This window comes from Caballeronia sp. LZ033 (assembly GCF_031451265.1).
GTDB lineage: Bacteria > Pseudomonadota > Gammaproteobacteria > Burkholderiales > Burkholderiaceae > Caballeronia.
On the sequence record NZ_JARUXQ010000001.1, the window covers coordinates 2,120,494 to 2,143,003 of the forward strand.

Below are 22,510 nucleotides of genomic sequence, written 5' to 3' on the forward strand. Positions count from 1 at the left end.
CGGCCGCGCGCTTGCGAAAATCTTTCAAGCCGCTGCATGCAGCGGTCATCGCACACGATTGTTCCGGCCGCACGCGCAAACCACCGGTCGAGCGTCAGGAACCGCAACAAAACATCCCCAAAGCTCCGGATTCCACGAAAATTTGCTAGCATTCGCAGGTTTTCCCAGAACTCCACGATCCCTCACCGACGCAACCCGGACGCAACTGCAGACGCAGATTCGTTGCCCCGGGTCCCAACGGATGGCCTCAGACAAGGAACTCGCCGACTTCCTGGCGGGCGTCGAAAGACGCGCGTTCAAGCAGACCGTGTACACCGTTCGCGATGACGACGCGGCGCTGGACGTCGTCCAGGAGGCGATGATCAAGCTGGCCGAAAAGTACGGCGACCGGCCACCCTCCGAGCTTCCGCTTTTATTCCAGCGTATTCTCCAGAATGCGACGCACGATCATTTTCGTCGCCAGAAGGTGCGCAACACCTGGATCAGCCTGTTTTCGTCCTTCGGCAACGCCGACGACGACGAATTCGACCCGCTCGAAACCTTCGAATCCGGAGACGGCGCGGTCGGCAGCGAAAGCAGCGAGAACCAGCTGGAGCGCGAGCAGGTCCTCAATCTGATCGACGCCGAGATCCAGAAACTGCCCGCGCGTCAACGAGAAGCTTTTCTCATGCGTTACTGGGAGGACATGGATGTCGCCGAGACGGCCGCCGCGATGGGTTGCTCCGAGGGCAGCGTGAAGACACATTGCTCCCGCGCTACGCACGCTCTCGCTCAAGCCCTGAAAGCCAAAGGGATCACGCTATGAGTTCCGCACTTGAAACGAAGGAAAACGAGTTTGCGCTGAAGATCGCCCGCGCACTCGATGAAAACACCGCCGGTCTTCCCACTGCCACCGTCGACCGGCTGCGGGACGCCCGCCGCGCGGCGATCGCCCGCAAGAAGCCCGAGAAAGTGGCCGTGGCCATCAGCGCACCCGCGTTCACGCCGGCCTTGGCCGGCGCGGGCGCCACGCTGACCAGCGGCGGCTCCGGCGAGGAACGCCGCACGCGCGGCCTGTTCGCGCGGCTGGGCGGCCTGGGTCTTGCGTGGCCGCTGGCGGCCCTGATCATCGGCATGGCCGGCATCGCGTACTGGGAAGACCAGCAGCGGCGCGCGGAACTGGCCGAGATCGACGCCGCCATGATGAGCGACAGCCTGCCCATCGACGCCTATCTGGACCACGGCTTCAACGCATACCTGACGCGCAATCACTAAGCACTGAACCAGCAGCACTGAACCAAGCGGGGGAATTTTCGGGTGAGTTACAAGCGCGGTCTCGCGATTGTCTTTGGTTGCGCGATTGCGGGACTGGTCGCGTTCGCCGCAACCTATCCGCGCTTCTACTCCGCTACTCCCGCCGCGCCCTCGGCCGCCGCCACGCCGGTAGGCGGTTCGGCCACGTCGCCGGACGGCAGCGCCGCGGCGCCCGCCTCCACCAGCCCGCTTTCCTGGAATCATCTCACCGACGCGCAACGCGTCGCGCTCGCGCCGTTCGCCACGCAGTGGGACTCCTTCTCCGACGAACGCAAGCAGAAGTGGCTCAAGATCGCCTCGCGGTTTCATCGCATGTCGCCGGAGGCGCAGAAGCATCTGCATCAGCGCATGGAAGAATGGGTGCGCCTCACGCCCGACCAGCGCAAGGTCGCACGCGAAAACTACCAGGTGTCGAAATCGGTGCCGCTGGAAAAGCGCGAGAAGGCCTGGGACGCCTACCAGAAGTTGTCCGAGGAGCAGAAGAAGAAGCTGGCGGCGAGCGAGCGCACGCGCCGCGGCAATGTCGTTTCCGCGCCGCCCACCGGCAAGACCGAAGTGAAGGACATCAACCGGATCGTCACCGCGCGCGAACAGGGTCACGCCGGCGCTCATCCGGAAGGCGGTCCGGCGGCGTCAGGCACCGCGGCGGCCGCGTCTGGCGCACTCGCCCAGCCGGCCATTCCGAATGCCGCGAGCATCGCGCCGGCCACGCCCATTCCCGTGTCGCCGCAACAGGCGCCTTCGATGTACAACGGCTCGTGAGCGGCTCGTGAGCGCCCCGCCCGTAAGCCCCGCCGCCGACCCGCTGCGCGCGCCCACGCTGCGCCGGCGGCTCGCCACGATGCTCTACGAGAGCGTCATCCTGTTCGGCGTGGTGTTCATCGCCGGTTATCTGTTCAGCACGCTCACGCAGCAACGCAACGGCCTCACGCATCACAACTGGCTGATGGCGTGGATCGGCATCGTGCTCGCCGCGTATTTCGTGTACTTCTGGACTCACGGCGGCCAGACCCTGCCGATGAAAACCTGGCGCCTCAAGCTCGTCGATACGCGCGGTCAGCCCCTTCGGCCCGGCCGTGCCTTCGCGCGCTACGTGCTCGCTTGGCTCTGGTTCCTGCCGCCGCTCGCGCTGCATCCGCTCTTCTCCCTCGCCGTGCCCCAGACGCTCGCGGTCTTCGCCGCGTGGATCGTCCTGTGGGCCGCCGCCGTGCGCCTCGATCCGGCGCGGCAGTTCCTGCATGACCGGCTCGCCGGCACGCGCATCGTCACAGCCCAGGCTGTTGTCAAGTAATAAGAACTTCTCGTGACTGTCACGGCTCGGTAATGGCCGCATGGCGCAATGCGCATACCGAAACCCGATGCGCGAGCCAATGGCCTACCACTCGTCTGTCCGCCCGGCAATCGAGCCGCCTGTTGAACTGACGTCGTTCCCTCTTCGCTTCGGCAACGGCGAGTTTCGCGCCGGACCCACCCTGCGTTCCGAATCCACCGACTCACCGCCCTCCGCCTCGGCCGGCGCGTCGTCGGGCCATGTCGATCCGCGTCTCGCATCGTCCCGCCACGAGGACGATAGCGACGACTCCACCGACGCGCCCCAGCGCTATCGCACCATCTGGCTGTCGGACATCCATCTCGGCTCCGGCGGCTGCCAGGCGCCTTATCTGCTCGACTTCCTGCGCCATCACGAGTCCGAGTACCTGTACCTGGTCGGCGACATCATCGACGGCTGGCAGTTGCGCAAGGGCTGGTTCTGGCCGCAGGCGCACAACGATGTCGTGCAGAAGATCCTGCGCAAGGCGCGCAAGGGCACCCAGGTCATCTACATTCCCGGCAATCACGACGAAGCCGCGCGCCAGTTCTGCGACCTCGCGTTCGGCGACATCCACGTGCGCGGCGAAGCGTTCCACACGACGCTCGCCGGCAAGCGCCTGTGGATCGTGCACGGCGATCTCTTCGACGGCGTAATCCAGCATGCAAAGTGGCTCGCCTATCTCGGCGACACCGCCTACACGATGATCCTGCTGCTGAACCGCTGGTTCAATCGCGTGCGCACGAAGTTCGGCTTCAATTACTGGTCGCTGTCGCAATACCTGAAGCACCAGGTGAAGAACGCCGTCAACTTCATCTCCCAGTTCGAGAAGGTGATGACCGACGAAGCGCGTCGCCGCGGCTGCGACGGCGTCGTCTGCGGACACATCCACAAGGCCGAGATCCGCGACATCGACGGCGTTCTCTACTGCAACGACGGCGACTGGGTCGAGAGCCTGTCGGCGCTCGTCGAGACTTACGACGGTGAACTGAAGATCGTCTACTGGACCGTCATGCGCTCGCCTTCGCAGCGCGCCACGCGGGCGCGCGCGACGGTCTGAACTCCGCGCCGAAACCTTCAAGCGACACCAACTCAGGGCCGAACCGATGAAAATCATGATCGTTACCGACGCATGGCAGCCGCAGGTCAACGGCGTCGTGCGCACGCTCACGCAGACGACGAAGGAACTCACCGCGCTCGGACATCGCGTGGAGTTGCTCACGCCGCTCGAATTCCGGACGATTCCCTGCCCCACGTACCCTGAAATCCGCCTCTCGCTGATGCCGGGCCGCCGCGTCGCGGAGCGCATCGACGCGTTCGAGCCGGATGCGCTGCACATCGCAACGGAAGGCCCGCTCGGTCTCGCCGCACGCGCTTATGCGAAGCGTCACAAGCTGCCTTTCACGACGGCCTATCACACGCGATTCCCCGAATACGTGAAGGCGCGCTTCGGCATTCCGCTGGCGCTGACGTATCGCTTCCTGCACTGGTTCCACAAGCCGTCGCAGGCGGTCATGGCGCCCACGCCGGTGGTGCGCAGCGACCTCGAACGCTACGGCTTCACGAACGTCGTGCTGTGGACGCGCGGCGTCGATCTCGAGATCTTCCAGCCGATGGACTCGAAGGTCCTCAACACCGCGCGGCCGATCTTCCTGTATGTAGGACGCGTGGCGGTGGAGAAGAACGTCGAGGCGTTCCTCAAGCTCGACCTGCCCGGTTCGAAGTGGGTGGCGGGCGAAGGTCCGGCGCTCGCGGAGCTGAAGTCGAAATACACCAACGTGAACTACCTCGGCGTGCTGTCGCAGCCGGAACTGGCGAAGGTCTACGCCGCCGCCGACGTCTTCGTGTTCCCGAGCCGCACTGACACCTTCGGCCTCGTGCTGCTCGAAGCGATGGCCTGCGGCACGCCGGTCGCGGCCTATCCGGTGACGGGTCCGATCGACGTGCTCGGCACCGAAGGTCCGGGCGCGCTGAACGACGACCTGCGCGAAGCCTGCTTGCAGGCGCTGAAGATCGAGCGCAGCGATGCACGCGCATGGGCCGAGCGCTTCTCGTGGCGCGCGGCGTCGGAACAGTTCGCCTCGCATCTGCGTCATTTCGGACCGCGCGCGACCTCCGAGCAGGCGGCCGCATGACGCGACGCGCGGCGCCGCGGGAACACGCCGAAGCGAACGCGTCCGTACGCGATCCGTTCGACGACGAAATCGACGACGACCGGGACGACACGTCGAACCCGCTCAACGGCGCGAACGGCGCAAATGGCGCAAGTCCACCGACCCGCGAACCCCTGAGCCCCGACGACCTGCCCTTCAATCCGTACAAGGGCAATCGCGGCGTGACGCGCGCGTGGCACGCGATGAAGAACTCGCTGTACGGTTTCCAGGTCGCGATTCGCGAGGAAAGCGCGTTTCGCCAGGAACTGACGCTCGCCGCGATCCTGCTGCCGTGCAGCCTGTTCGTGCCGGTCGCGCCGGTGGAACGCGCGGCGCTGATCGCTTCGGTGCTGCTCGTGCTGATCGTCGAGCTGCTCAATTCGAGCGTCGAGGCGGCCATCGACCGCATCTCGCTCGAACGTCACGAACTCTCGAAGCGCGCGAAGGATCTCGGCAGCGCGGCCGTGATGGTCGCGCTCGGCACTTGCCTGATCACGTGGGGACTGATTCTCTGGCCGCTTGCATCCGCGTGGTTCGCGCGTATCGTGTAACGGAGGGACTGCCGCGCGGCGTACGTCCGGTGTGGCCGAACGGCCGGTTTATAATCGTCCGACATTCTCAGTAACAGCAACGGAAGCCGCGCGCGAATGCTCATTCCGAGCCGCAGGCCCGCTGCCAAGGTCGGACGACATGGAAGCCAAACCACCCCGCCGCACGCGCGAACGGATACTCGAGCTGTCGCTGAAACTGTTCAACGATATCGGCGAGCCGAACGTCACCACGACGACGATCGCCGAGGAGATGGAAATCAGTCCGGGCAACCTGTACTACCATTTCCGCAACAAAGACGACATCATCAACAGCATCTTCGCGCAGTTCGAGCAGCAGATTCAAAAGCGGCTGCGCTTTCCGGACGACCATCGTCCGACCATCGACGAGATGTGGTCGTATCTGCAATACATGGCGGACTTCCTCTGGACGTACCGTTTCCTGTATCGCGATCTCAACGACCTGCTGGCGCGCAACCGCACGCTCGAAACGCACTTCAAGCAGATCATCACGCACAAGGTGCGCTTCGCGAGCCGTCTGTGCGAAGCGCTGGTCGCCGATCAGGAAATGGTCGCGACGCCCGAGGAAATCCAGGTGATCGCGACCAACATGGGCGTCATCGCCACCTACTGGCTGTCGTACCAGTACGTGATGAACCCGCGCAAGTACAACGACCAGGAAGCGATCCGCGCGGAGCTGCATCAGGCGAGCCAGCACATCATCTCGATCATGGCGCCGTATCTGCGCGGCCGCTCGCGCCAGCTGTTCGACGACCTCGTTTCGGGCAAGCTGCCGAAGCGCGAGTTCGCCGACTTCCGCGCGCCGCGCGACGAAACACCCGCGCCGCTCCCTGCGGCGAAGAACGAAACCAAGGATTCCAGGCAATGAAAGCAGTATGTGTCTATTGCGGCTCCGCGAGCGGCGCCCGCCCCGTCTATGCCGAAGCAGCCAAGGCCTTCGGCCGGGCACTCGTGAAGAACGATCTCGCGCTCGTCTATGGCGGCGGACGCGTCGGCCTGATGGGCCTGATCGCGGATGAAGTGCTCGCCGCCGGCGGCCGTGCGGTCGGCGTGATTCCCGAACTGCTGCTCGCGAAGGAAGTGGGCCACACCGACCTGACGGAACTGCACGTCGTGCCCGACATGCACGAGCGCAAGAAGATGATGGCGGATCTCTCGGACGCGTTCGTCGCGATGCCCGGTGGCGTCGGCACCTTCGAGGAGTTCTTCGAGGTCTATACGTGGGCGCAACTCGGTTATCACCAGAAGCCGGTCGGCCTGCTCGACGTGAACGGCTACTACGATCCGCTGATGGCGATGCTGCGTCATACCGTCGAGGAAGGCTTCATGCGCGCGCCCTATCTCGACATCATCCAGGTCGCGGCCGGGCCGGACGAAATGATCGCGAAGCTCGCGGCCTACACGCCGCCCGTGCACGACAAGTGGGCCCAGAAGCGCGACGCCGTCTGAACGTTCCAACTCAAGGGGAAGCCGTCCGATGTCCAAAGTCATCCTGATTACCGGCGGCAGCCGCGGCATCGGCCGCGCGGCGGCGGTGCTCGCCGGCCGGCGCGGCTGGTCCGTCGGCGTGAACTATGCGTCCAACGCCGCTGCTGCCGAAGAGACCGTCGCGGCGGTCATCGCGGCGGGCGGCAAGGCGCTCGCGATTGCGGGCGATGTCAGCGACGAAGCCTCCGTCATCGCCATGTTCGACGCCACCGAGCAAGCCTTCGGCCCGCTCGACGGCGTGGTGAACAACGCGGGCATCGTCGCGCCCGGCTCCGCGCTCGCCGACATGGACGTGGCGCGCATGAAGCGCATCTTCGACATCAACGTGCTCGGCGCGTACCTGTGCGCGCGCGAAGCGGCGCGGCGCCTGTCCACCTCGCGCGGCGGCCGGGGCGGCTCGCTGGTGAATGTGTCGTCGGCGGCGGCAAGGCTCGGCGGACCGAACGAGTATGTCGATTACGCGGGCTCCAAAGGCGCCATCGATACCCTGACGCTCGGGCTCGCGAAGGAACTTGGCCGCGAAGGCGTGCGCGTGAACGCGATCCGCCCCGGTCTCATCGACACCGAGATCCACGCGAGCGGCGGCAAGCCGGATCGTGCGCACGTGCTGGGCGTGCAGACGCCGATCGGACGCGCGGGCACGGCGGAGGAAGTGGGTGAATCGATTGTCTGGCTGCTGTCGGACGAGTCGTCGTACGTGACCGGCGCGATTCTCGATGTCACCGGCGGCCGCTAAGCCGCGGCGTTCAGAAGCCGCCGTGCGCGGCGAGCCAGGCTTCTTCCTCGGGCAGCGTCGCGCGTCCGAGAATGCGGTTGCGATGCGGAAAGCGCCCGAAGCGCGCGATCACGTCCGCATGCCGTTGCGCCGCTTCATGAAAGGACGAGATGCCGGTCTCGTCCATCAGCTGCTTGAAGAGGCGCAGCGCTTCGTGCTGGCTCGGCATCGATTCGTCGTGCTCGAAAGGCATGTAGGCGAACGCGCGGTGCCAGGCGCTCGGCAGCCGCATGTCGTCGCCGTTTGCCACCAAAGTCCGCGCCAGTGACAGCGCGCGGGCATCGCCGGCGAACGCGCGCGGCGTGTTGCGAAAGCAGTTGCGCGAGAACTGGTCGAGCAGCACGATCAGCGCGAGCATCGAAAGCGGCGCGCGCTCCCATTCACGCAGGCCTTCTTCATGCGCACTCGCCAGCAGTGCGCCGAAGCGCTCGGTGAGTTGCGCGTCGAACGCGCGCTTTTTTTTCCACCACAGCTTGCGATCGGTGCCGAACTCGGCCGAACCCGGCGCGCCGAACCACATGTCGAGCACCGACTGCGCGCGCGGATCGATTTCGTCCGCCACGTTCAGGCGAGGTCCAGCACGAGTCGCCGCGTGCGCGCGCTCTTCTTCTCCAGCCTCGCGATACGCAATGCGCCGATCTCGTTCGTGTTGCGCACATGCGTGCCGCCGCACGGCTGCAAGTCCACCTCGTCGATGCGCAGCAGCCGCACGCGGCCGAGGCCCATCGGCGGCTTCACGCTCATCGTGCGCACGAGCTCGGGGCGCGCGGACATTTCGTCGTCGGTGATCCATTCGGTGCGCACATCATGCGCGCCGCCGATCAACGCATTCAGCTTCGCTTCGACCGCTTCCCGCTCGATCGGCTCGACGGTCGCGAGATCGAGGCGCGCGTAGTCGGTCGTGATGCTGCAGCCGTCCACCGGATACGGCAGTACCGCGCAGATCAGATGACTCGCCGTATGCAGGCGCATGCGCCGGTAGCGCTGCGCCCAGTCGATTTCCGCCGTCACCGTGTCGCCGACCTTCAGGCCGGCGAGCGCCGCTTCCTGATCGGGCGCCGGGACGTGGACGGCGTCATCGGGCGTGGCGCCTTCGAACTTCGCCTTGCGGGTATCGGCGACGACGATCGTCGTGCCGTCCGCAAGTGTCAGCGTGCCCGCATCGCCCGCCTGACCGCCGCCGAGCGGATAGAACACAGTTTGATCGAGCTGGATGCCCTGCCCGTCGATGGCGGTGATCCTCGCCTCGCAGTGCGTCAGATATGCGTCCTCGCGGAATAGCGCGCGTGTGCCCATGATCGTGCTTCCTTGCTGTATTCGGGGATGAGACGCCTGAGCGCCTGCGAGCGGACATGATGCAGCACACCCGGCGCAATCGAACCGATACAAAAGCCAGCGATTCAACCGGGACGGTTGCGCATCCAGTCGGCCGTGTCGAAGAACGACGTGAGCAGCCGCTCGCGCAAGCCTTCGTCGAGGCCGATGTCTTCCATCGCCCAGGCCATGCAGCGCAGCCATTGATCGCGCTCGCTCGACGCGATGGCAAACGGCAGATGCCGCGCCCGCAGTCGCGGATGGCCGAAACGGCTGATGTAGTGATCCGGTCCGCCCATCCAGCCGCACAGGAACCAGAAGGTCTTGTTGCGCGAATTGTCGAGCGTCGGCGGATGCAGCGCGCGGATGCCCGCGAACTCGGGTTCGAGGTCCATCAGGTCATAGAAGCGGTCGACGAGCGCACGCAGGCGCTCTTCGCCGCCGATCAGCTCGAACGCGGTCGGCTGCTGGACTTCGTCTTCGGGAGAAGGTGAAGAGGAGGAATTGACTTCGGTCATTGCTTGGGAACCGGTGAAACGCTAGGCATCGCGCAGCGACTGCAACGCGGGACGCGCGAGCACCCGCCGCAGGCTCAGCCAGCCGCTCAGGCCCGCGCAGGCGACGCCCGCGACCACGCCCGCCGGCACGAGCCACGGATTGAAATCGATGTGAAATTCGAACACGCGCGCGGCCAGCACATAGCCGATGCCCTGCGCGCCGAGCGCCGCCATCAGGCCCGACAACGCGCCCACGGCGACGAACTCCGCAATCTGCACCGCGCGCACTTGGCCGTGCGACGCACCGAGCGCGCGCAGCAGCGCCGACTCGCGCACGCGTTCGTCGCGCGTGCCGGCGAGCGCGGCATACAGCACGAGCACACCCGCCGCGAGCGTGAAGATGAACAGGAACTGCACAGCGCCGATCACCTGCGCGAGCGTGCGATGAATCTGCGCGAGGATCGGCGCGACATCGATGGCCGTGACGTTCGGATAGCGCGCGACCAGCCCGTCGATCATCCGCTGTCCGCTCTCGGGCAGATGAAAGCTCGTGATGAAGGTGGCGGGCAGATCCGCGAGCGCTTCGGGCGGCATCAGCACGAAGAAGTTGACCTTGAACGAATTCCAGTCGACCTTGCGCAAGCTCGTCACCGGCGCTTCCACCGGCAGCCCGGCGACGTCGAAACGCAGCATGTCGCCCTCTTTCACGCGAATCGTCTTCGCGATGCCCTCTTCGATCGACACCTGCGGCTTCGCATCCGTGCCGAACCACGTGCCCTGCGTCACGCGGTTGTCGTCGGGCAGCTGGGTGGTATAGGACAGGTTGAATTCGCGATCGACCAGGCGCTTCGCATCGGCCTTGTCGTAGTTGTCGGGATTCACCGGCTTGCCGTTGATCGACACGAGCCGCGCGCGCACCATCGGCGACAGCACGGCGGCCCGCTGGCCGTGCGTGTGCAGGTAGTCGAGCACGCCGGCGCGCTGGTCCGGCTGGATATCGATGAGGAACTGGTTGGGCGCGTCGGGCGGTGTGGCGTCGCGCCAGCCCTTGATGAGATCGTTGCGCGTCATGCCGATCAGCAACAGGCACATCAGCCCGATGCCGAGCGCGGTGATCTGCAGTGCGCTCGAGCCGCTGCGCCGTTCCAGCGACGCCAGCGCGTAGCGCCAGCCCACGCCCGCCCGGCTGCGCTCGCGCCGCACGAAGCGCGCCGCGGCCCAGAGCGCCGCGCGCGCGATCGCGCCGAACACGAGCAAGCCCGCCGCGAAGCCGCCCGCGACGATGCCGCCGAGCTTCCACTCGCCCGCCGCGACGATCAGCAGCGCCGCAAACAGCAGCACGCCGACGCCGTAGGCCGCATGCGCGACCCGCTGCGCATCGCCGAGTTCGCGGCGGATCACGTGGACCGGCGGCACGCGCGTGATCGGCAGCAGTGGCGGCAGCGCGAAGCCGAGCAGCAGCACGAGCCCCATCGCGATGCCTTGCAGCGCGGGCCATGCGCTGGCCTGCGGCAATTCGACATCGACGAGCGAGCCGAGCCAGTTCAGCAGCACGAGATGCCCGCCGAAACCGAGCACGACGCCCGTCACGCTGCCGATCACGCCGATCGCCAGGAATTCGTTCAGGAACAGCAAACGCAGCGTGCGCTGGCTGACGCCGAGACAGCGCATCGCGGCGCAGCCGTCGAGATGGCGGCGCGCGAAACGATGCGCGGCCATCGCGATGGCGACCGCCGCGAGCAGCGCGGTCAGCAGCGACACGAGCGTGAGGAAGTGGCTCGCGCGGTCAATCGTCTGGCGCACCTGCGGCTGCCCGTCCGACAGCGATTCCAGGCCGACGCCGCGCAGCTTGCCGCCGTCCACCTGGTCGCGCGCGAATTTCGCGAACCGTTCGACCTCGTCGTCCGGCCCCGCCACCAGCAGGCGATACGTGACCCGGCTGCCATAGCCGTTCAGGCCGGTGCCCGCGATTTCGTCGGCACGCATCATCAGGCGCGGCGAGAAGTTCACGAACGAGAAGCCGCGATCCAGCTCACGCGTGATGACGCCCGCCACCGTGAAGGTGCGCGTGCCGACCTTGAGCGTGCCGCCGACCTTCGTCTTGAGGGCATCGAGCAGCGCGGGATCGGCCCAGACCGTGCCCGGCGCGGGAATGCCGTGCGCGGGGGCGTCGGGCGCATCGACGGCGGGCGCGATGCGCAGCGCCCCGCGCAACGGATAGCCGTCGGTCACGCCCTTGATCGCCGCGAGCCGCGAGGCAGGCTGCGCCGCTGTCGAGCTGATCATGCTGGGGAAAATCGTGGTGCCCGCCGTCTCCAGTCCGAGCGACTGCGCTTCACTGGCAAATTTCGCATCGACGGGATGATCGGCGCGCACGACGAAATCGGCGGCGATCATCTGGCGGCCGTCGCGGGCCAGCCCCTGGCGCATGCGATCGGCGAGAAAGCCGACGCTCGACAGCGCGGCAACCGCCAGCACCAGCGCAAGCAGCAGCATGGTCAGCTCGCCCGCGCGCCAGTCGCGTGCGGTCATGCGCCATGCCTGGCGCATCAGCGGCACGAGGCCGAGCCGCACGGGAGCGTGCGCCGCGCCGGCCTTGGGTGTGACGTGGGAAGAGTTGGAACCGGGTTTCGCTGCGGAGCTCAATCGTGCTTGCTCCGCAACCGGTCGATACGCGCATAGGTGCCGGGCAGCATGTGCTTGGCCATGCGCGACACGCCGCCGTGCACACCACGCGCGAGCCTCGGCAAGGCCCAGCCCGCGAGCACGAGGAACACCAGCACAAGGATGAGGAACAGCAGCGGCACGAACAGCGCGAGCGTGATGCCCGCGAGCGCGCCGACATCCTCGGTGGTCGAGGCGGCCCAGTTCGACACCGGTTCCGGCGAGAGATTGATGAGCGCGCGGGTGCCCGCCTTGGCGAAATGCGATGCGCCGGCGAGCGTGCCGCCAGCCAGTGCCGCGATGGTCAGCATGGCGGGATCGGCGTGACCGAGCGCGCCGGCCGCAAGCACCGCGCCCGCCGGAATGCGAATGAAGGTGTGGACCGCGTCCCACAGGGAATCGACGGCGGGAATCTTGTCAGCGAGAAATTCGACGACGGTAAGCACCGCCGCGACGCCGATGACCCACGGGGAACTGAGAATGGCGAGGGAATCCGGCAGGTGGACGAGGCCCATGCGCTGGAACATCCCGGCGATGAAGACCGTCAGGTACAGGCGCAGCCCGCTCGCCCATGACAGGCCCGCCGCGAGCGAAAGTGACTCAAGCATTGCCGCCTCCCTTGATGCTGCCTGCCGAGGTTCGCCGCTGGCGGGCGATTGACCGGCTGAAAATTGCGGTCTTTCCGGGGATGATGAAAAAAACGCCGCCTGCCGGATTGAAGCCGTGCGGCCCGATCATGCGATAGCGCAATGGCGCATCGGGCGGCGCACAGAAGACAGGAATCGGACGAAAACCGGTTGACCTCAGACCATTATATCCACGCAAAACCACGCGGTGCAGCAACAACCCAAGCGATCGGCGTTCCCGGTGCGCCGGCGCACGGCCGCGCCGGCCGTATTTTCAATGCCCTGACGAGAGCTTGAGGCCGATCAGCCCCGCGACGATCAGCACGGCGCTCAGCACGCGCGCCGCCGTGAGCGCCTCGCCCATGAACACGATGCCGAACACGAAAGCGCCGACGGCGCCGATACCCGTCCAGACCGCGTAGGCCGTGCCGAGGGGAAGTTGCCGCATGGCCATGGCGAGCAGCACGAAGCTGCCGGTGGCGGTGACGAGGGTGAAGACGGACGGCCACAGCCGGGTGAAGCCTTCGGAGGTCTTGAGGCCGGCGGCCCAGGCGACTTCGAGCAGGCCGGCGATGAACAGCAGAATCCAGGACATGGGGTGACTCCCTTGAAAGCGGGGCCGTCCCCGGTGGAAACGATGCGCAGGCGGTCGTCCGCCCGGCCTTGAAACGAAGCCCGGATTTTACCAAAGTGGTGCATGGCTCGCCGGCGACCGCGCCAGATCGCCCGTCCGGTTGACGCCGCGCCCGACCTCCGTCATCAAAAACGTGTATTAATCACGGAAGCCAGGAACAACCTGCCGGCGCCCGCGCGCGGCGTCGGGTCGCGCCACCCGTCTCAGGAATGCCTCAAAAGGAGCGTTCATGCATGTCGATTCGGTCCTGCTGTCCCGTTTCCAGTTCGCCTGGGTCGTCGCGTTCCACATTCTGCTGCCGGCGTTCACGGTTGGCCTGTCCTGCTTCATCGCCACGCTCGAATTCAACTGGTGGGTGACGAAGCGCGACGTCTACCGCCGCCTGTCGGCGTTCTGGCTCAAGATCTTCGCCGTGTCGTTCGGGATGGGCGTCGTGTCGGGCCTCGTCATGCCGTTCCAGTTCGGCACCAACTGGAGCCGTTTCTCCGACGCCACCGCCAATGTGGTCGGCCCGCTGATGGGCTACGAGGTGCTGACGGCGTTCTTCCTCGAATCGGCGTTTCTCGGCGTCCTGCTGTTCGGCCGCAAGCTGGTGCCGCAATGGGCGCACGTCATGTCGGCGGTGTTCGTCGCGGCGGGCACGGTGATTTCGTCGTTCTGGATTCTCGCCGTGAACAGCTGGATGCAGACGCCGCAAGGCCATCGCATCACGCCCGACGGCCGGTTCGAGGTGGTCAGCTTCTTCGACGTCATCTTCTCGCCCTCGTTTCCGTACCGGCTGAGCCATACCGTGAGCGCGTTCCTCGTGACGACCGGCTTCGTGATTCTCGGCGTCGGCGCGATGTACCTGCGGCAGCGGCGCGCGCTCGAGGAAAGCCGCGTGATGGTGAAGATGTCGCTGATCTTCCTGATCATCATGGTGCCGATCCAGATGGTGCTCGGCGACTCGCACGGCCTCAACACGCTGAAGCACCAGCCCGCCAAGCTCGCCGCGATGGAAGGCCTGTGGGAATCCGGCACGCGCATCCCGGCCAATATCTTCTCGATCCCCGATCAGGATGAGGAGCGCAATCACTTCGAGATCTCGATTCCGGTCCTGGGCAGTCTCTATCTGACGCACGATCCAAACGGCTACGTGCGCGGCCTGAAGGATTTCCCGCGCGAGGACCGGCCGCCCGTCGCGGTGGTGTTCTTCGCGTTTCACATCATGGTGGGCATCGCGCTGCTGATGTTCGCGCTCGTGCTGTGGGGCATCGTGCTGTTCGCGCGCGGCAAGGTGGAGACGAGCACGCGCTGGCTGCGCTGCGCAACCTGGTCGATGCCGGCGGGTTTCATCGCGGTGATCGCCGGCTGGACCACCACCGAAGCGGGCCGCCAGCCGTGGACCGTGTACGGCCTGCTGCGCACCAAAGATTCGGTGACGCCGTCCCTGACCGCCGCCGATGTCGGCCTTTCGTGGCTGCTTTACGTGCTGGCGTATCTGGTGATCTTCGGCGCGGGCTTCTTCCTGCTGCGCCGGCTGGTGCGGGTCGGACCGGCGGAAGTGGCGCATGCGCACGAGAAGGACGAGCTCGACACGAAGACGCGCGCCGCACGGCCGCTCTCGGCGGTGTCGGCGGGTGGGAGCAGCGCGACGCGTCCGGTGCGTGAGGACGATATCGTCCCGCCGGGCCGCGGCCGCTCCTGAAGCGCCGCCGGACGCATCATCAAGAACCGAACCGGAGAACCCGATGCTCGATCTCGTGCCCCTGTGGGCCGCCATTCTCGCGCTGGCGGTATTCATGTACGTGCTGCTCGACGGCTTCGATCTGGGCGTCGGCATCATGTTCCTGCTGCGCCGCGACGGCGAGTCGCGCAACCTGATGATCAACTCCGTCGCGCCGGTCTGGGACTTCAACGAAACCTGGCTGATCCTCGGCGGCGGTGGACTCTTCGCGGTGTTTCCGCTGGCTTTCGCGATCATCGTGCCGGCCGTCTATTTCCCCATTCTGTTCATGCTGCTGGGCCTGATCTTCCGCGGCGTCGCGTTCGAGTTCCGCGAGGTGATCGGCGCGCGCAAGCGGCTGTGGGATGGCGCGTTCGGCGTCGGTTCGCTGGTCGCCACGTTCTCGCAGGGCATCGTGCTCGGCATGTTCATCCAGGGCTTTCCGATCGAAGGCCGGGTCTACGCCGGCACCAGCTGGAACTGGATCGCGCCGTTTCCGCTCCTGACCGGCGTCGGCATGATCTTCGGCTATGCGCTGCAAGGCACGACCTGGCTCGTGCTCAAGACCGAGGGGGAATTGCAGGAGTGGGGACGGCGCATGGCGCGCTATGCGCTGATCGGCGTGATTGCGTTCATCCTGCTCATCAGCCTGTGGACGCCGCTCAAGGATGCGCGCATCGCGGCGCGCTGGTTCGATTTTCCCTACAGCTTCGTGTTCGCGCCGGTGCCGGTGCTGACCGTGCTGCTCGCGTGGACGCTGTGGACGAGTCTCGCGAGGGGCCGCGAAGTCACGCCGTTCCTGTGTTCGATGGGGCTGTTCTTTCTCGCCTTCACCGGCCTCGTGATCAGCCTGTGGCCATTCATCGCGCCGCCGTCGGTGACCTTGTGGGATGCCTCGACGGCGCCGCTCTCGCAGCAGTTCCTGCTGATCGGCACGATGTTCCTGCTGCCGGTGCTGATCATCTACGTGGTCTGGTCCTACTGGGTGTTTCGCGGCAAGGTGCGTGGCGACATGGGCTACCACGCCGAATGATCAGAGCTTCTGCTGGGTCGCCAGCGTAAGCAGCCGCGCCCACTGGTGCGCCTGCGCGCGATCGCGCATCGGCAAGGTCCACTCGCCGTGCTGCGCGTCGCGCACGTCGAGCGCGACCTGCCAGGCGCCGCCGCCCGCCGGCTCCAGCATGCGCGCGCCGCGCAGGTCCGCGAAGATGTAGCTGCCGCGCGCCTCGCCCACGCGCACGTCGCACAGGCGCTTGCCCGCCGCCAGCCGCACGCCGCCCCACTCGGCCTTGAGTTCGTGGGTCCAGTCGCCGTGCTCGCCGCGGCTCAGGTTCGGCGCAATCTCCCGACGGCTCGCGCGCCAGCGCATCAGCCCCGCCGCGATGAGCGCCAGCACGACCACCGCCGCGCCGATGGCCGCACCGAGGCCGAAGTGGGCGTGAATGGCATCGAATGACCAGATCGCGCCGTAGATCAGCAGGCCGACAACGATCAGTCCGACGACGATAGGCATGGCGGCTCCGGTGCGTTCAGATCAGAAAACCGCAGTGCTTCACTGCGCCTTGTGCTTCGCGTTCCAGTCGCGCAGCGCCTGCAGCGTGTTGCTGACGTGCTGGTCCGGCGACAGGCTCGTGTACTCGTAGATGACCTTGCCGTCCGGCGCGATCACGTACGAGACGCGATTGGCCATCGTGCTCTTCATGGGCATCGAGGCGTCGTACGAGCGGATGATCTTCGAATCGGCGTCGGCGGCCACGGGAAACTTGCTGCGGCATTCGCTGACGGAGAACTGCTTGAGCGTGTCGATGTTGTCGTGCGACACGCCGATGACCGTCGCGCCTTCTGCCTTGTATTGATCGACCGCTTCGGCGAACTCGTGCGCCTCGATCGTGCAGCCCTTGGTGAACGCGGCCGGATAGAAGTACAGCACCACCGGGCCTTTCTTCAGCGCGTCAGCGAGCGAGTAGTCGTACACGTTGCCGCCGAGCGAGGCCTGCGCGGTGAAGTTGGGCGCGGCATCGCCGGGCTTGAGCGTCGCGGACGCGGTGAGCGGCTGGAGCGCGGCCGCGCAGGCGATGGCCGCCGCCCACATGCGGGCGCTGCGCGCCGTCCGGTTGAGAGACTTGCTGTTCATGCGCGCTCCTTGCGGTGAATGTCGATGAAATGGGTGCGCCGCGCGCGCCCGTCACGCGTCGCCGGTGTCCTCGTCCAGACGATGCTCGGCGAACCAGGCCGCCGCCTCCACCTGCAGCTTCGCCAGCATGGCAGGCGTGAGCGCATTGAGGCCGGGTTGCGCCAGGCGGCTCGCGTCGATGGCGGGCGCATCGCCCCGCTCCGCCGCCCGCGCGACGCCGAGCAGCGTGCCGAGCGGACCCACGCCCGCGAGGATCGCGGTGCGGATCTCGGCCGCCAGATGGAGCTTATCGAGAATCTCCGCCGGCTGCATGTCGAGCACGACGTGCACCAGCGAAAAGATGCCGGTCATGTAGGCGGCGTCGGCGAGCGCTTCGTCGCCGGGGCGCACCACGCCGGCCGCGAGTTCCAGGAAGCGCGCGCGGGTGCCCACGAGTTGCAGCAGCGGGTCCGAGCGCCACGGCAGCCCGCTGCCGTCCGCATAGAGCAGCAACTGCGCCCAGCGCATCAGCTGGCGGGTGCCGACCGCCGCGATCGCCTCGCGCAGCGACGACACGCGCCGCCCGCGCGTCTGCGCGCTCGAATTGGCGAGGCGCATCAGCTGCACGACGATATCCGGGTTGCGCTTGAGTTCGGTTTCGAGTTCGCGCATGCCGGGTTCGCCGGCGAGCACGGTCATCAGCCGGAGCAGCGCGCCGCGCGCCGGGCTGGCGCGCCGCGCCGACAGCACCTGTGGCCGCGCGAAGAAATACCCCTGGAACAGATCGAAGCCGAGCTTCCTGGCCTGCGAGAAGTCCTCGTGTGTCTCGACCTTCTCGGCCACCAGCTGCTTGCCCTGCAGTTTCACCGCCGCCGCCAGTTCCGGCAGATGCGCGCGATCGGCGGCGAGGAAATCGACCTTGACGATGTCGACCGAGGGCAACGCCTCGAGCAGTTGCTCGTCCAGCCGCACGACGTCGTCGAGCGCAAAGCGGAAGCCCGCCTTGCGCAGCTGCGCGCAGCGCTTGAACAGCACGTCGTCGAAGGTGATGTTTTCGAGCAGCTCCAGCACGAAGCGCTGCGGCTGCATGATGTGCACGATGTCGTCGAACAGCAGTTCGCGGCTCATGTTCACATAGCCCGGATACGGCCCGAGCACCGCCGGCACGCCGATTTCCCCCACCGTACGGGCGACCACGTGGGCGGTGGCCTGCACGTCGTCGTGGACGCGCGCGCGGTTGTCGGGACTGTCGCGGAACAGCAGTTCGTAGGCGACCAGCGCGCCGTCGCCATCGAGAATGGGCTGGCGGCCCACGTAGACGCTCTGGCCTCGCCGGCCCAGTATCGAGCGCCTCAGGAACGAATCAGGCATGTCGGGAACCGCGCTTGAGCGTGCCGGAGCGCGAACCTTGCCGCAGGCGTGTCTGATGGATGCGTGAAGGCCGGTCTGACGATCCGGGCTCGAGCCCGAACCGGCAGCGAAAGGAAGTCGATCATGAGGCGAACGGAAGCTGGGAATTCACAACGCGGCGATGGCTGGCCGTGGGCGGAGTAACCGTTTGCTGCAGAAACCGCGCCACTGTAACCGATAACGCGGACATACATAATATGAAACTTGATATCGACAATCGCTGGACAACTCTTTAGGGCCAGCATGATGTGTGGCATTTGGATGACTTGTTAAAGAAACAGCCACCTGGGCCGATAACTCGCCTGATAAAGCGTGCCGCGCCCGTTCCGGCACACCCCCGGCGGCAGACGCGAGCCCTGCGTGAGCGCGCCGTCCTTGCCGGACACGCGCGCCGCCGCCCGAACCCCATTGAAATCATGCAAGCGAACCGGATCACCGCCTCCCGCCGCGCACCGTGGCGCATCGCGCTCGATGCGCTGTCACGCGCCTGGGGAAGTGCCGCGCGCGAGCGCCAGGAACACGCCGCGCCGGCCGAAGCGCCGCTGGCCCCTGCGGCCATGAACACCGACGCACGTGCCGCCGTACCTGCCACCGCATCAGCCACCGTAGAAGTGCCCCACGCCGCGCCCGTTTCACCGGCGCCCGAAGCCATGCTCGGCGCCGTCGATTTCCTCGCCCAGCTCGACGACGCGTTGCGCTTCCAATATGTGTCGGACGCGAGCATCGAGTTCATCGGTTATCACCGCGACTACCTGAGCATGCTGACCCTGCACGATCTCGTCGCCTCCGAGGAGGCCGACGAACTGCATGCGCTCGTCGCCCGGGCGCGCGCGAGCGGCCGGCTCGAGTCGGCGGTGCTGACGGTGGTCAAGTCGCTGACCTATCCGATCTGCGTCGAGCTGCGGCTCATCTCGACGGCCGGGCGCGGCACGCCGGGCTTCGCGCTGGCCGCCTTCGACGTGTCCCACTGGCGCGAACGCGAGGCCGAGCTCAACCATCGGCTGCATCACGACCCGCTGACCGGACTCGAGAACCTGACCGCGCTGAAGACCGCGATCGGCGCGGCGCAGGCCGAAGCCGAGGCGATGCGCACGCACGCGGGTCTGGTGTTGCTGGACATCGACGACTATCAGCGCATCAACCGCGCCCTCGGCTACGACGCCGGCGACGAACTCCTGCGCGAAACGGCTCGCCGCGTCCAGCACACGGCGAGCCACGGCGAGCGCGTCGCGCGCGTGGCCGGCGACGAATTCGCCGTGCTGCTGCCGCCCGGCACCACGCCCGAACTCGCCGAAGCGCTCGGGCGCCGTCTTCTTACCGCGATCGCGCAGCCGTACCGGCATCGCGGGCAGCATACGCACTTGTCGGCGAGCGTGGGCGTCGCGCTGTATCCGGACCAGACGGGCAAGAACGCGCGCAGCAACGTGCAGACGAGCCTGCTGCGCATGGCCGATCACGCGCTCGCGCAAGCCAAGGAAGCGGGCGGCAACGCGCTCGTGTTCCACACGCTCGACGACAACCCCGCCGACGCCGAACGCCTTAAGCTGGAAGCCGACCTGTACGAAGCCGTGCGCAACGGCGAGTTCTCGCTCTACTTCCAGCCGATCACGAAGATCCTGACCGGCGCGGTGGTGGGCGTGGAGGCGCTGATGCGCTGGAATCATCCGGTGCACGGACTGGTGCCGCCCTCGACCTTCATTCCGCTCGCGGAATCGATCGGCCTGATCAACTATCTGGGCAACTGGGTCCTGAAGGCCGCCTGCATGCAGATCGTGCAGTGGGACGCGATCGGCATCCGGCTCGACTATGTCTCGGTGAACGTGTCGCCGCAGCAGTTCCGCGACAAACGCTTCACGGCGGCCGTGCAGGAGGCGCTGGCGCTCACCGGCATCGACGCCCGGCGGCTCGTGTTCGAAATCACCGAGAGCCTGCTGATGCACGATCCGGAAGAAGCGACGGGCCTGCTGGAGGCGCTGACCGCGGTCGGTATCCGCTTCGCCGTCGACGACTTCGGCACCGGCTATTCGAGCCTCGCCTATTTGCAGCGTTTTCCGCTTTCCAAGCTCAAGATCGACCGCAGCTTTGTCGAGAACATTGTTACCTCGCGCAACAACCGTGCGATCGTCGGCGCCGTGGTCGGGCTCGCGCAATCGCTCGGGCTCGAACTGGTCGCCGAAGGGGTCGAGACGGAAGCGCAGCGCGATCTGCTGGCCGAGCTCGGATGCGATCACATCCAGGGCTGGCTGATCAGCCATGCGCTGCCGTCGGACGAACTGGCCCGCTCTTTCCAGTCGAACTCGCTGGTGTTGTACGAGGCATGAAGCGCGCCCCTTTGTTCGCGTTCCGATTGAGGAACGCGCCGTAACCCCCTAATAACGTGTAAATTTCGTTATCGGGTGCTGGGATTGTAGGTGCTGGACCGCCTCGGGATAGCCGTCGCGTAACGCAGGGTTCTTATTTTTAGCAATGGCACGCACCAAGGCCGAACTATTGGACAAGTTGTGGTCGCGCATGAGCGAGCGCGGGGATTTCCCCATGCTCTCGCAGGCGCTGCGCTCGACCGTGTCCGCCATGAGCGATGACGACCTCGACTTCACGTCCCTCGTGCAAGTCGTGCTGTCGGACGTCGGCCTCACGCAGAAGGTGCTGCGCCTCGCCAATTCCGCGATGTACGTCGCGTTCGGCGGCAACATCACCACCGTCACGCGCGCGCTGATGGTCCTCGGCATGGACGCCGTCGGTCATCTCGTGGTGGGACTGAAGATCGTCGACCACTTTCATCAGAGCGCGCCGCGCCGTATCGACGCCAAGCTGGAACTCAACCGCACCCTGCTGTCCGGCGCGGTCGCGCGCCAGCTCACCGAACACAAGGATTTGCGCTCCGCCGAGGAAGCCGTGGTCTGCACGCTGATGCGGCAGATCGGCAAGCTGCTGGTGGCGTTCTACCTGGAACACGAGTGGGATCAGCTGCGCCGCAAGGCCGCGTCGGAAAACATCCCGGACAGCGCGGCGTGCGCGGCGCTGCTGGGCGTGACCTTCGATGAAATCGGCCTCGAGGCCGCCGACCGCTGGCGCCTGCCGGAGACCATCCGCGAAGGCATGCGCGCCACCGACCCGAACGCGCCCGTCGATGAAACCGTGCCGAAGCACGTGCGCTGGCTGCGCGCCATCTCGAACTATTCCACTGAAGTCGCCGACGCCCTCACCGCGCAGAACGTGGCGTCGGAAGGGCGCGAGTCGGTGGTCTTCGACATCTCCAGCCGCTACGCCGGCGCGCTCAACACCGACGCCGAACTCCTCACCTCGATGAGCCTCGCGCTCGCCAGCGAGGAAGCCAGCGACGGCGTGATCCGCGAGATCTCCGAACTGCAGGCCAACGCCGACGCCATGGCGCGCGCGAAGATTTCGGCGGAGGCGCGCATCGGCGCGAGCATTGAGGATTTACGCGCGCTGCCGACCCGGAATGCGCTGGGGCCGGCGCTCGCGCTGGTCTCCGAATCGATCATGGCGAGCCTGCATCTGTCGCGCACCGTGGTCTTCGTGCGCCAGGCCAACAACGAATTCCATGCGCGGCTCGGGCTCGGCAGCGGCGTCGAGCCGATGTTGCCGGCACTGCGCTTCTCCGCCGACTTCCGGCCCGACGTATTCCATCTCGCCATCAGCAATCCGGTGGGCATCTTCATCGAGAACGCGCACGACGCCCGCATCGACGCGCGCCTGCCGCGCTGGTACAAGGACACGCTCGGCGAAGCGCAGGCGTTCGTGCTGCTGCCGGTGAAGTCGAACGATTCCACCATCGCGCTCATCTATGGCGACTGGACGCATCCGCAGCACGTGCGCAAGATCTCGCCGCCTGAAATGAGCGCGCTGAACGGCCTCACGAAGGAACTGAGCCGCTTCTTCCTCGGCGCCAACTGGAAGGAAGTCGAGCTGATCTGAAGCGGCTTCTCTCTCCGGACG

Annotated in this window: 24 protein-coding genes; 14 read left to right on the top strand and 10 right to left on the bottom strand. The window is 66.5% G+C overall.

What is annotated here, in order from left to right; genetic code table 11:
* Positions 1 to 241 precede the first annotated feature (241 nt).
* From QCE62_RS09880 to QCE62_RS09925, 10 genes are all read left to right on the top strand, one after another.
* Positions 242 to 805: an RNA polymerase sigma factor gene (locus QCE62_RS09880; RefSeq protein ID WP_309901837.1), complete on the top strand. Its 564-nt coding sequence runs from the start codon at positions 242 to 244 to the stop codon at positions 803 to 805.
* Positions 802 to 1,254 carry a DUF3619 family protein gene (locus tag QCE62_RS09885; protein WP_309917123.1) on the top strand — a complete coding sequence of 151 codons (453 nt, stop codon included), beginning with the start codon at positions 802 to 804 and terminating at the stop codon, positions 1,252 to 1,254. Before QCE62_RS09880 ends, QCE62_RS09885 begins: the two co-directional genes overlap by 4 nt.
* Positions 1,255 to 1,296: 42 nt before the next feature.
* A complete protein-coding gene (locus QCE62_RS09890; RefSeq protein WP_309917127.1) occupies positions 1,297 to 2,055 on the top strand; it encodes a DUF3106 domain-containing protein in 759 nt (252 codons plus the stop codon).
* 7 nt (positions 2,056 to 2,062) lie between these two features.
* Complete coding sequence (locus QCE62_RS09895; protein ID WP_309917130.1) at positions 2,063 to 2,584, top strand: RDD family protein; 522 nt, start codon at positions 2,063 to 2,065, stop codon at positions 2,582 to 2,584.
* Between the two features lie 67 nt (positions 2,585 to 2,651).
* Positions 2,652 to 3,662, top strand: coding sequence for a UDP-2,3-diacylglucosamine diphosphatase (locus QCE62_RS09900; protein ID WP_309917133.1), 1,011 nt, complete (start codon positions 2,652 to 2,654; stop codon positions 3,660 to 3,662).
* 46 nt (positions 3,663 to 3,708) lie between these two features.
* On the top strand, positions 3,709 to 4,737 hold the full coding sequence (locus QCE62_RS09905) for a glycosyltransferase family 1 protein (protein ID WP_309917137.1): 1,029 nt from the start codon (positions 3,709 to 3,711) through the stop codon (positions 4,735 to 4,737).
* Positions 4,734 to 5,306: a diacylglycerol kinase gene (locus QCE62_RS09910; RefSeq protein WP_309917141.1), complete on the top strand. Its 573-nt coding sequence runs from the start codon at positions 4,734 to 4,736 to the stop codon at positions 5,304 to 5,306. Before QCE62_RS09905 ends, QCE62_RS09910 begins: the two co-directional genes overlap by 4 nt.
* 139 nt (positions 5,307 to 5,445) lie before the next feature.
* The gene (locus QCE62_RS09915) at positions 5,446 to 6,192 is read left to right on the top strand and encodes a TetR/AcrR family transcriptional regulator (RefSeq protein ID WP_309808901.1); all 747 of its coding nucleotides are present in this window, start codon (positions 5,446 to 5,448) and stop codon (positions 6,190 to 6,192) included.
* Complete coding sequence (locus tag QCE62_RS09920) at positions 6,189 to 6,773, top strand: TIGR00730 family Rossman fold protein (protein WP_309808903.1); 585 nt, start codon at positions 6,189 to 6,191, stop codon at positions 6,771 to 6,773. Before QCE62_RS09915 ends, QCE62_RS09920 begins: the two co-directional genes overlap by 4 nt.
* A gap of 28 nt (positions 6,774 to 6,801) precedes the next feature.
* Complete coding sequence (locus QCE62_RS09925) at positions 6,802 to 7,548, top strand: SDR family oxidoreductase (protein WP_309917143.1); 747 nt, start codon at positions 6,802 to 6,804, stop codon at positions 7,546 to 7,548.
* A gap of 10 nt (positions 7,549 to 7,558) precedes the next feature.
* Here the strand turns inward: QCE62_RS09925 and QCE62_RS09930 are convergent, their stop codons facing one another.
* From QCE62_RS09930 to sugE, 7 genes are all read right to left on the bottom strand, one after another.
* On the bottom strand, positions 7,559 to 8,107 hold the full coding sequence (locus tag QCE62_RS09930; RefSeq protein ID WP_309919768.1) for a DUF924 family protein: 549 nt from the start codon (positions 8,105 to 8,107) through the stop codon (positions 7,559 to 7,561).
* Between the two features lie 44 nt (positions 8,108 to 8,151).
* Positions 8,152 to 8,883, bottom strand: coding sequence for an alanyl-tRNA editing protein (locus tag QCE62_RS09935; RefSeq protein ID WP_309917145.1), 732 nt, complete (start codon positions 8,881 to 8,883; stop codon positions 8,152 to 8,154).
* A gap of 104 nt (positions 8,884 to 8,987) precedes the next feature.
* The gene (locus QCE62_RS09940) at positions 8,988 to 9,419 is read right to left on the bottom strand and encodes a group II truncated hemoglobin (RefSeq protein WP_309917149.1); all 432 of its coding nucleotides are present in this window, start codon (positions 9,417 to 9,419) and stop codon (positions 8,988 to 8,990) included.
* A gap of 21 nt (positions 9,420 to 9,440) precedes the next feature.
* Positions 9,441 to 11,948 (bottom strand): ABC transporter permease, encoded by a 2,508-nt coding sequence (locus QCE62_RS09945; RefSeq protein WP_409017849.1) that lies wholly within the window; start codon positions 11,946 to 11,948, stop codon positions 9,441 to 9,443.
* Positions 11,949 to 12,040: 92 nt separating this feature from the next.
* Positions 12,041 to 12,670 carry a DUF4126 domain-containing protein gene (locus QCE62_RS09950; RefSeq protein ID WP_309917151.1) on the bottom strand — a complete coding sequence of 210 codons (630 nt, stop codon included), beginning with the start codon at positions 12,668 to 12,670 and terminating at the stop codon, positions 12,041 to 12,043.
* On the bottom strand, positions 12,663 to 12,908 hold the full coding sequence (locus QCE62_RS09955; protein WP_309917154.1) for a hypothetical protein: 246 nt from the start codon (positions 12,906 to 12,908) through the stop codon (positions 12,663 to 12,665). Before QCE62_RS09955 ends, QCE62_RS09950 begins: the two co-directional genes overlap by 8 nt.
* A gap of 54 nt (positions 12,909 to 12,962) precedes the next feature.
* Entirely contained in the window at positions 12,963 to 13,283 is a 321-nt protein-coding gene (gene sugE, locus QCE62_RS09960; protein WP_309808913.1) for a quaternary ammonium compound efflux SMR transporter SugE, read from the bottom strand.
* A 268-nt stretch (positions 13,284 to 13,551) separates the two neighbouring features.
* Between sugE and QCE62_RS09965 the strand changes: the two genes are divergently transcribed.
* Together QCE62_RS09965 and cydB are read left to right on the top strand one after the other, a co-directional pair.
* The gene (locus QCE62_RS09965; protein ID WP_309917157.1) at positions 13,552 to 15,009 is read left to right on the top strand and encodes a cytochrome ubiquinol oxidase subunit I; all 1,458 of its coding nucleotides are present in this window, start codon (positions 13,552 to 13,554) and stop codon (positions 15,007 to 15,009) included.
* 43 nt (positions 15,010 to 15,052) lie between these two features.
* A complete protein-coding gene (cydB, locus tag QCE62_RS09970; RefSeq protein WP_309917160.1) occupies positions 15,053 to 16,060 on the top strand; it encodes a cytochrome d ubiquinol oxidase subunit II in 1,008 nt (335 codons plus the stop codon).
* On the opposite strand, the gene QCE62_RS09975 is transcribed toward cydB, so the two are convergent.
* From QCE62_RS09975 to QCE62_RS09985, 3 genes are all read right to left on the bottom strand, one after another.
* Positions 16,061 to 16,540, bottom strand: a complete 480-nt coding sequence (locus QCE62_RS09975; protein WP_309917163.1) for a hypothetical protein — start codon at positions 16,538 to 16,540, stop codon at positions 16,061 to 16,063. It abuts the gene before it with no gap.
* Positions 16,541 to 16,579: 39 nt separating this feature from the next.
* Complete coding sequence (locus QCE62_RS09980; protein ID WP_309919774.1) at positions 16,580 to 17,119, bottom strand: peroxiredoxin; 540 nt, start codon at positions 17,117 to 17,119, stop codon at positions 16,580 to 16,582.
* Between the two features lie 93 nt (positions 17,120 to 17,212).
* Positions 17,213 to 18,511 (bottom strand): EAL domain-containing protein, encoded by a 1,299-nt coding sequence (locus tag QCE62_RS09985; protein WP_309917167.1) that lies wholly within the window; start codon positions 18,509 to 18,511, stop codon positions 17,213 to 17,215.
* A gap of 455 nt (positions 18,512 to 18,966) precedes the next feature.
* Between QCE62_RS09985 and QCE62_RS09990 the strand changes: the two genes are divergently transcribed.
* Together QCE62_RS09990 and QCE62_RS09995 are read left to right on the top strand one after the other, a co-directional pair.
* Positions 18,967 to 20,871, top strand: coding sequence for an EAL domain-containing protein (locus tag QCE62_RS09990; protein ID WP_309919777.1), 1,905 nt, complete (start codon positions 18,967 to 18,969; stop codon positions 20,869 to 20,871).
* 145 nt (positions 20,872 to 21,016) lie between these two features.
* Positions 21,017 to 22,489 (top strand): HDOD domain-containing protein, encoded by a 1,473-nt coding sequence (locus tag QCE62_RS09995; RefSeq protein WP_309808928.1) that lies wholly within the window; start codon positions 21,017 to 21,019, stop codon positions 22,487 to 22,489.
* Positions 22,490 to 22,510: the final 21 nt, after the last annotated feature.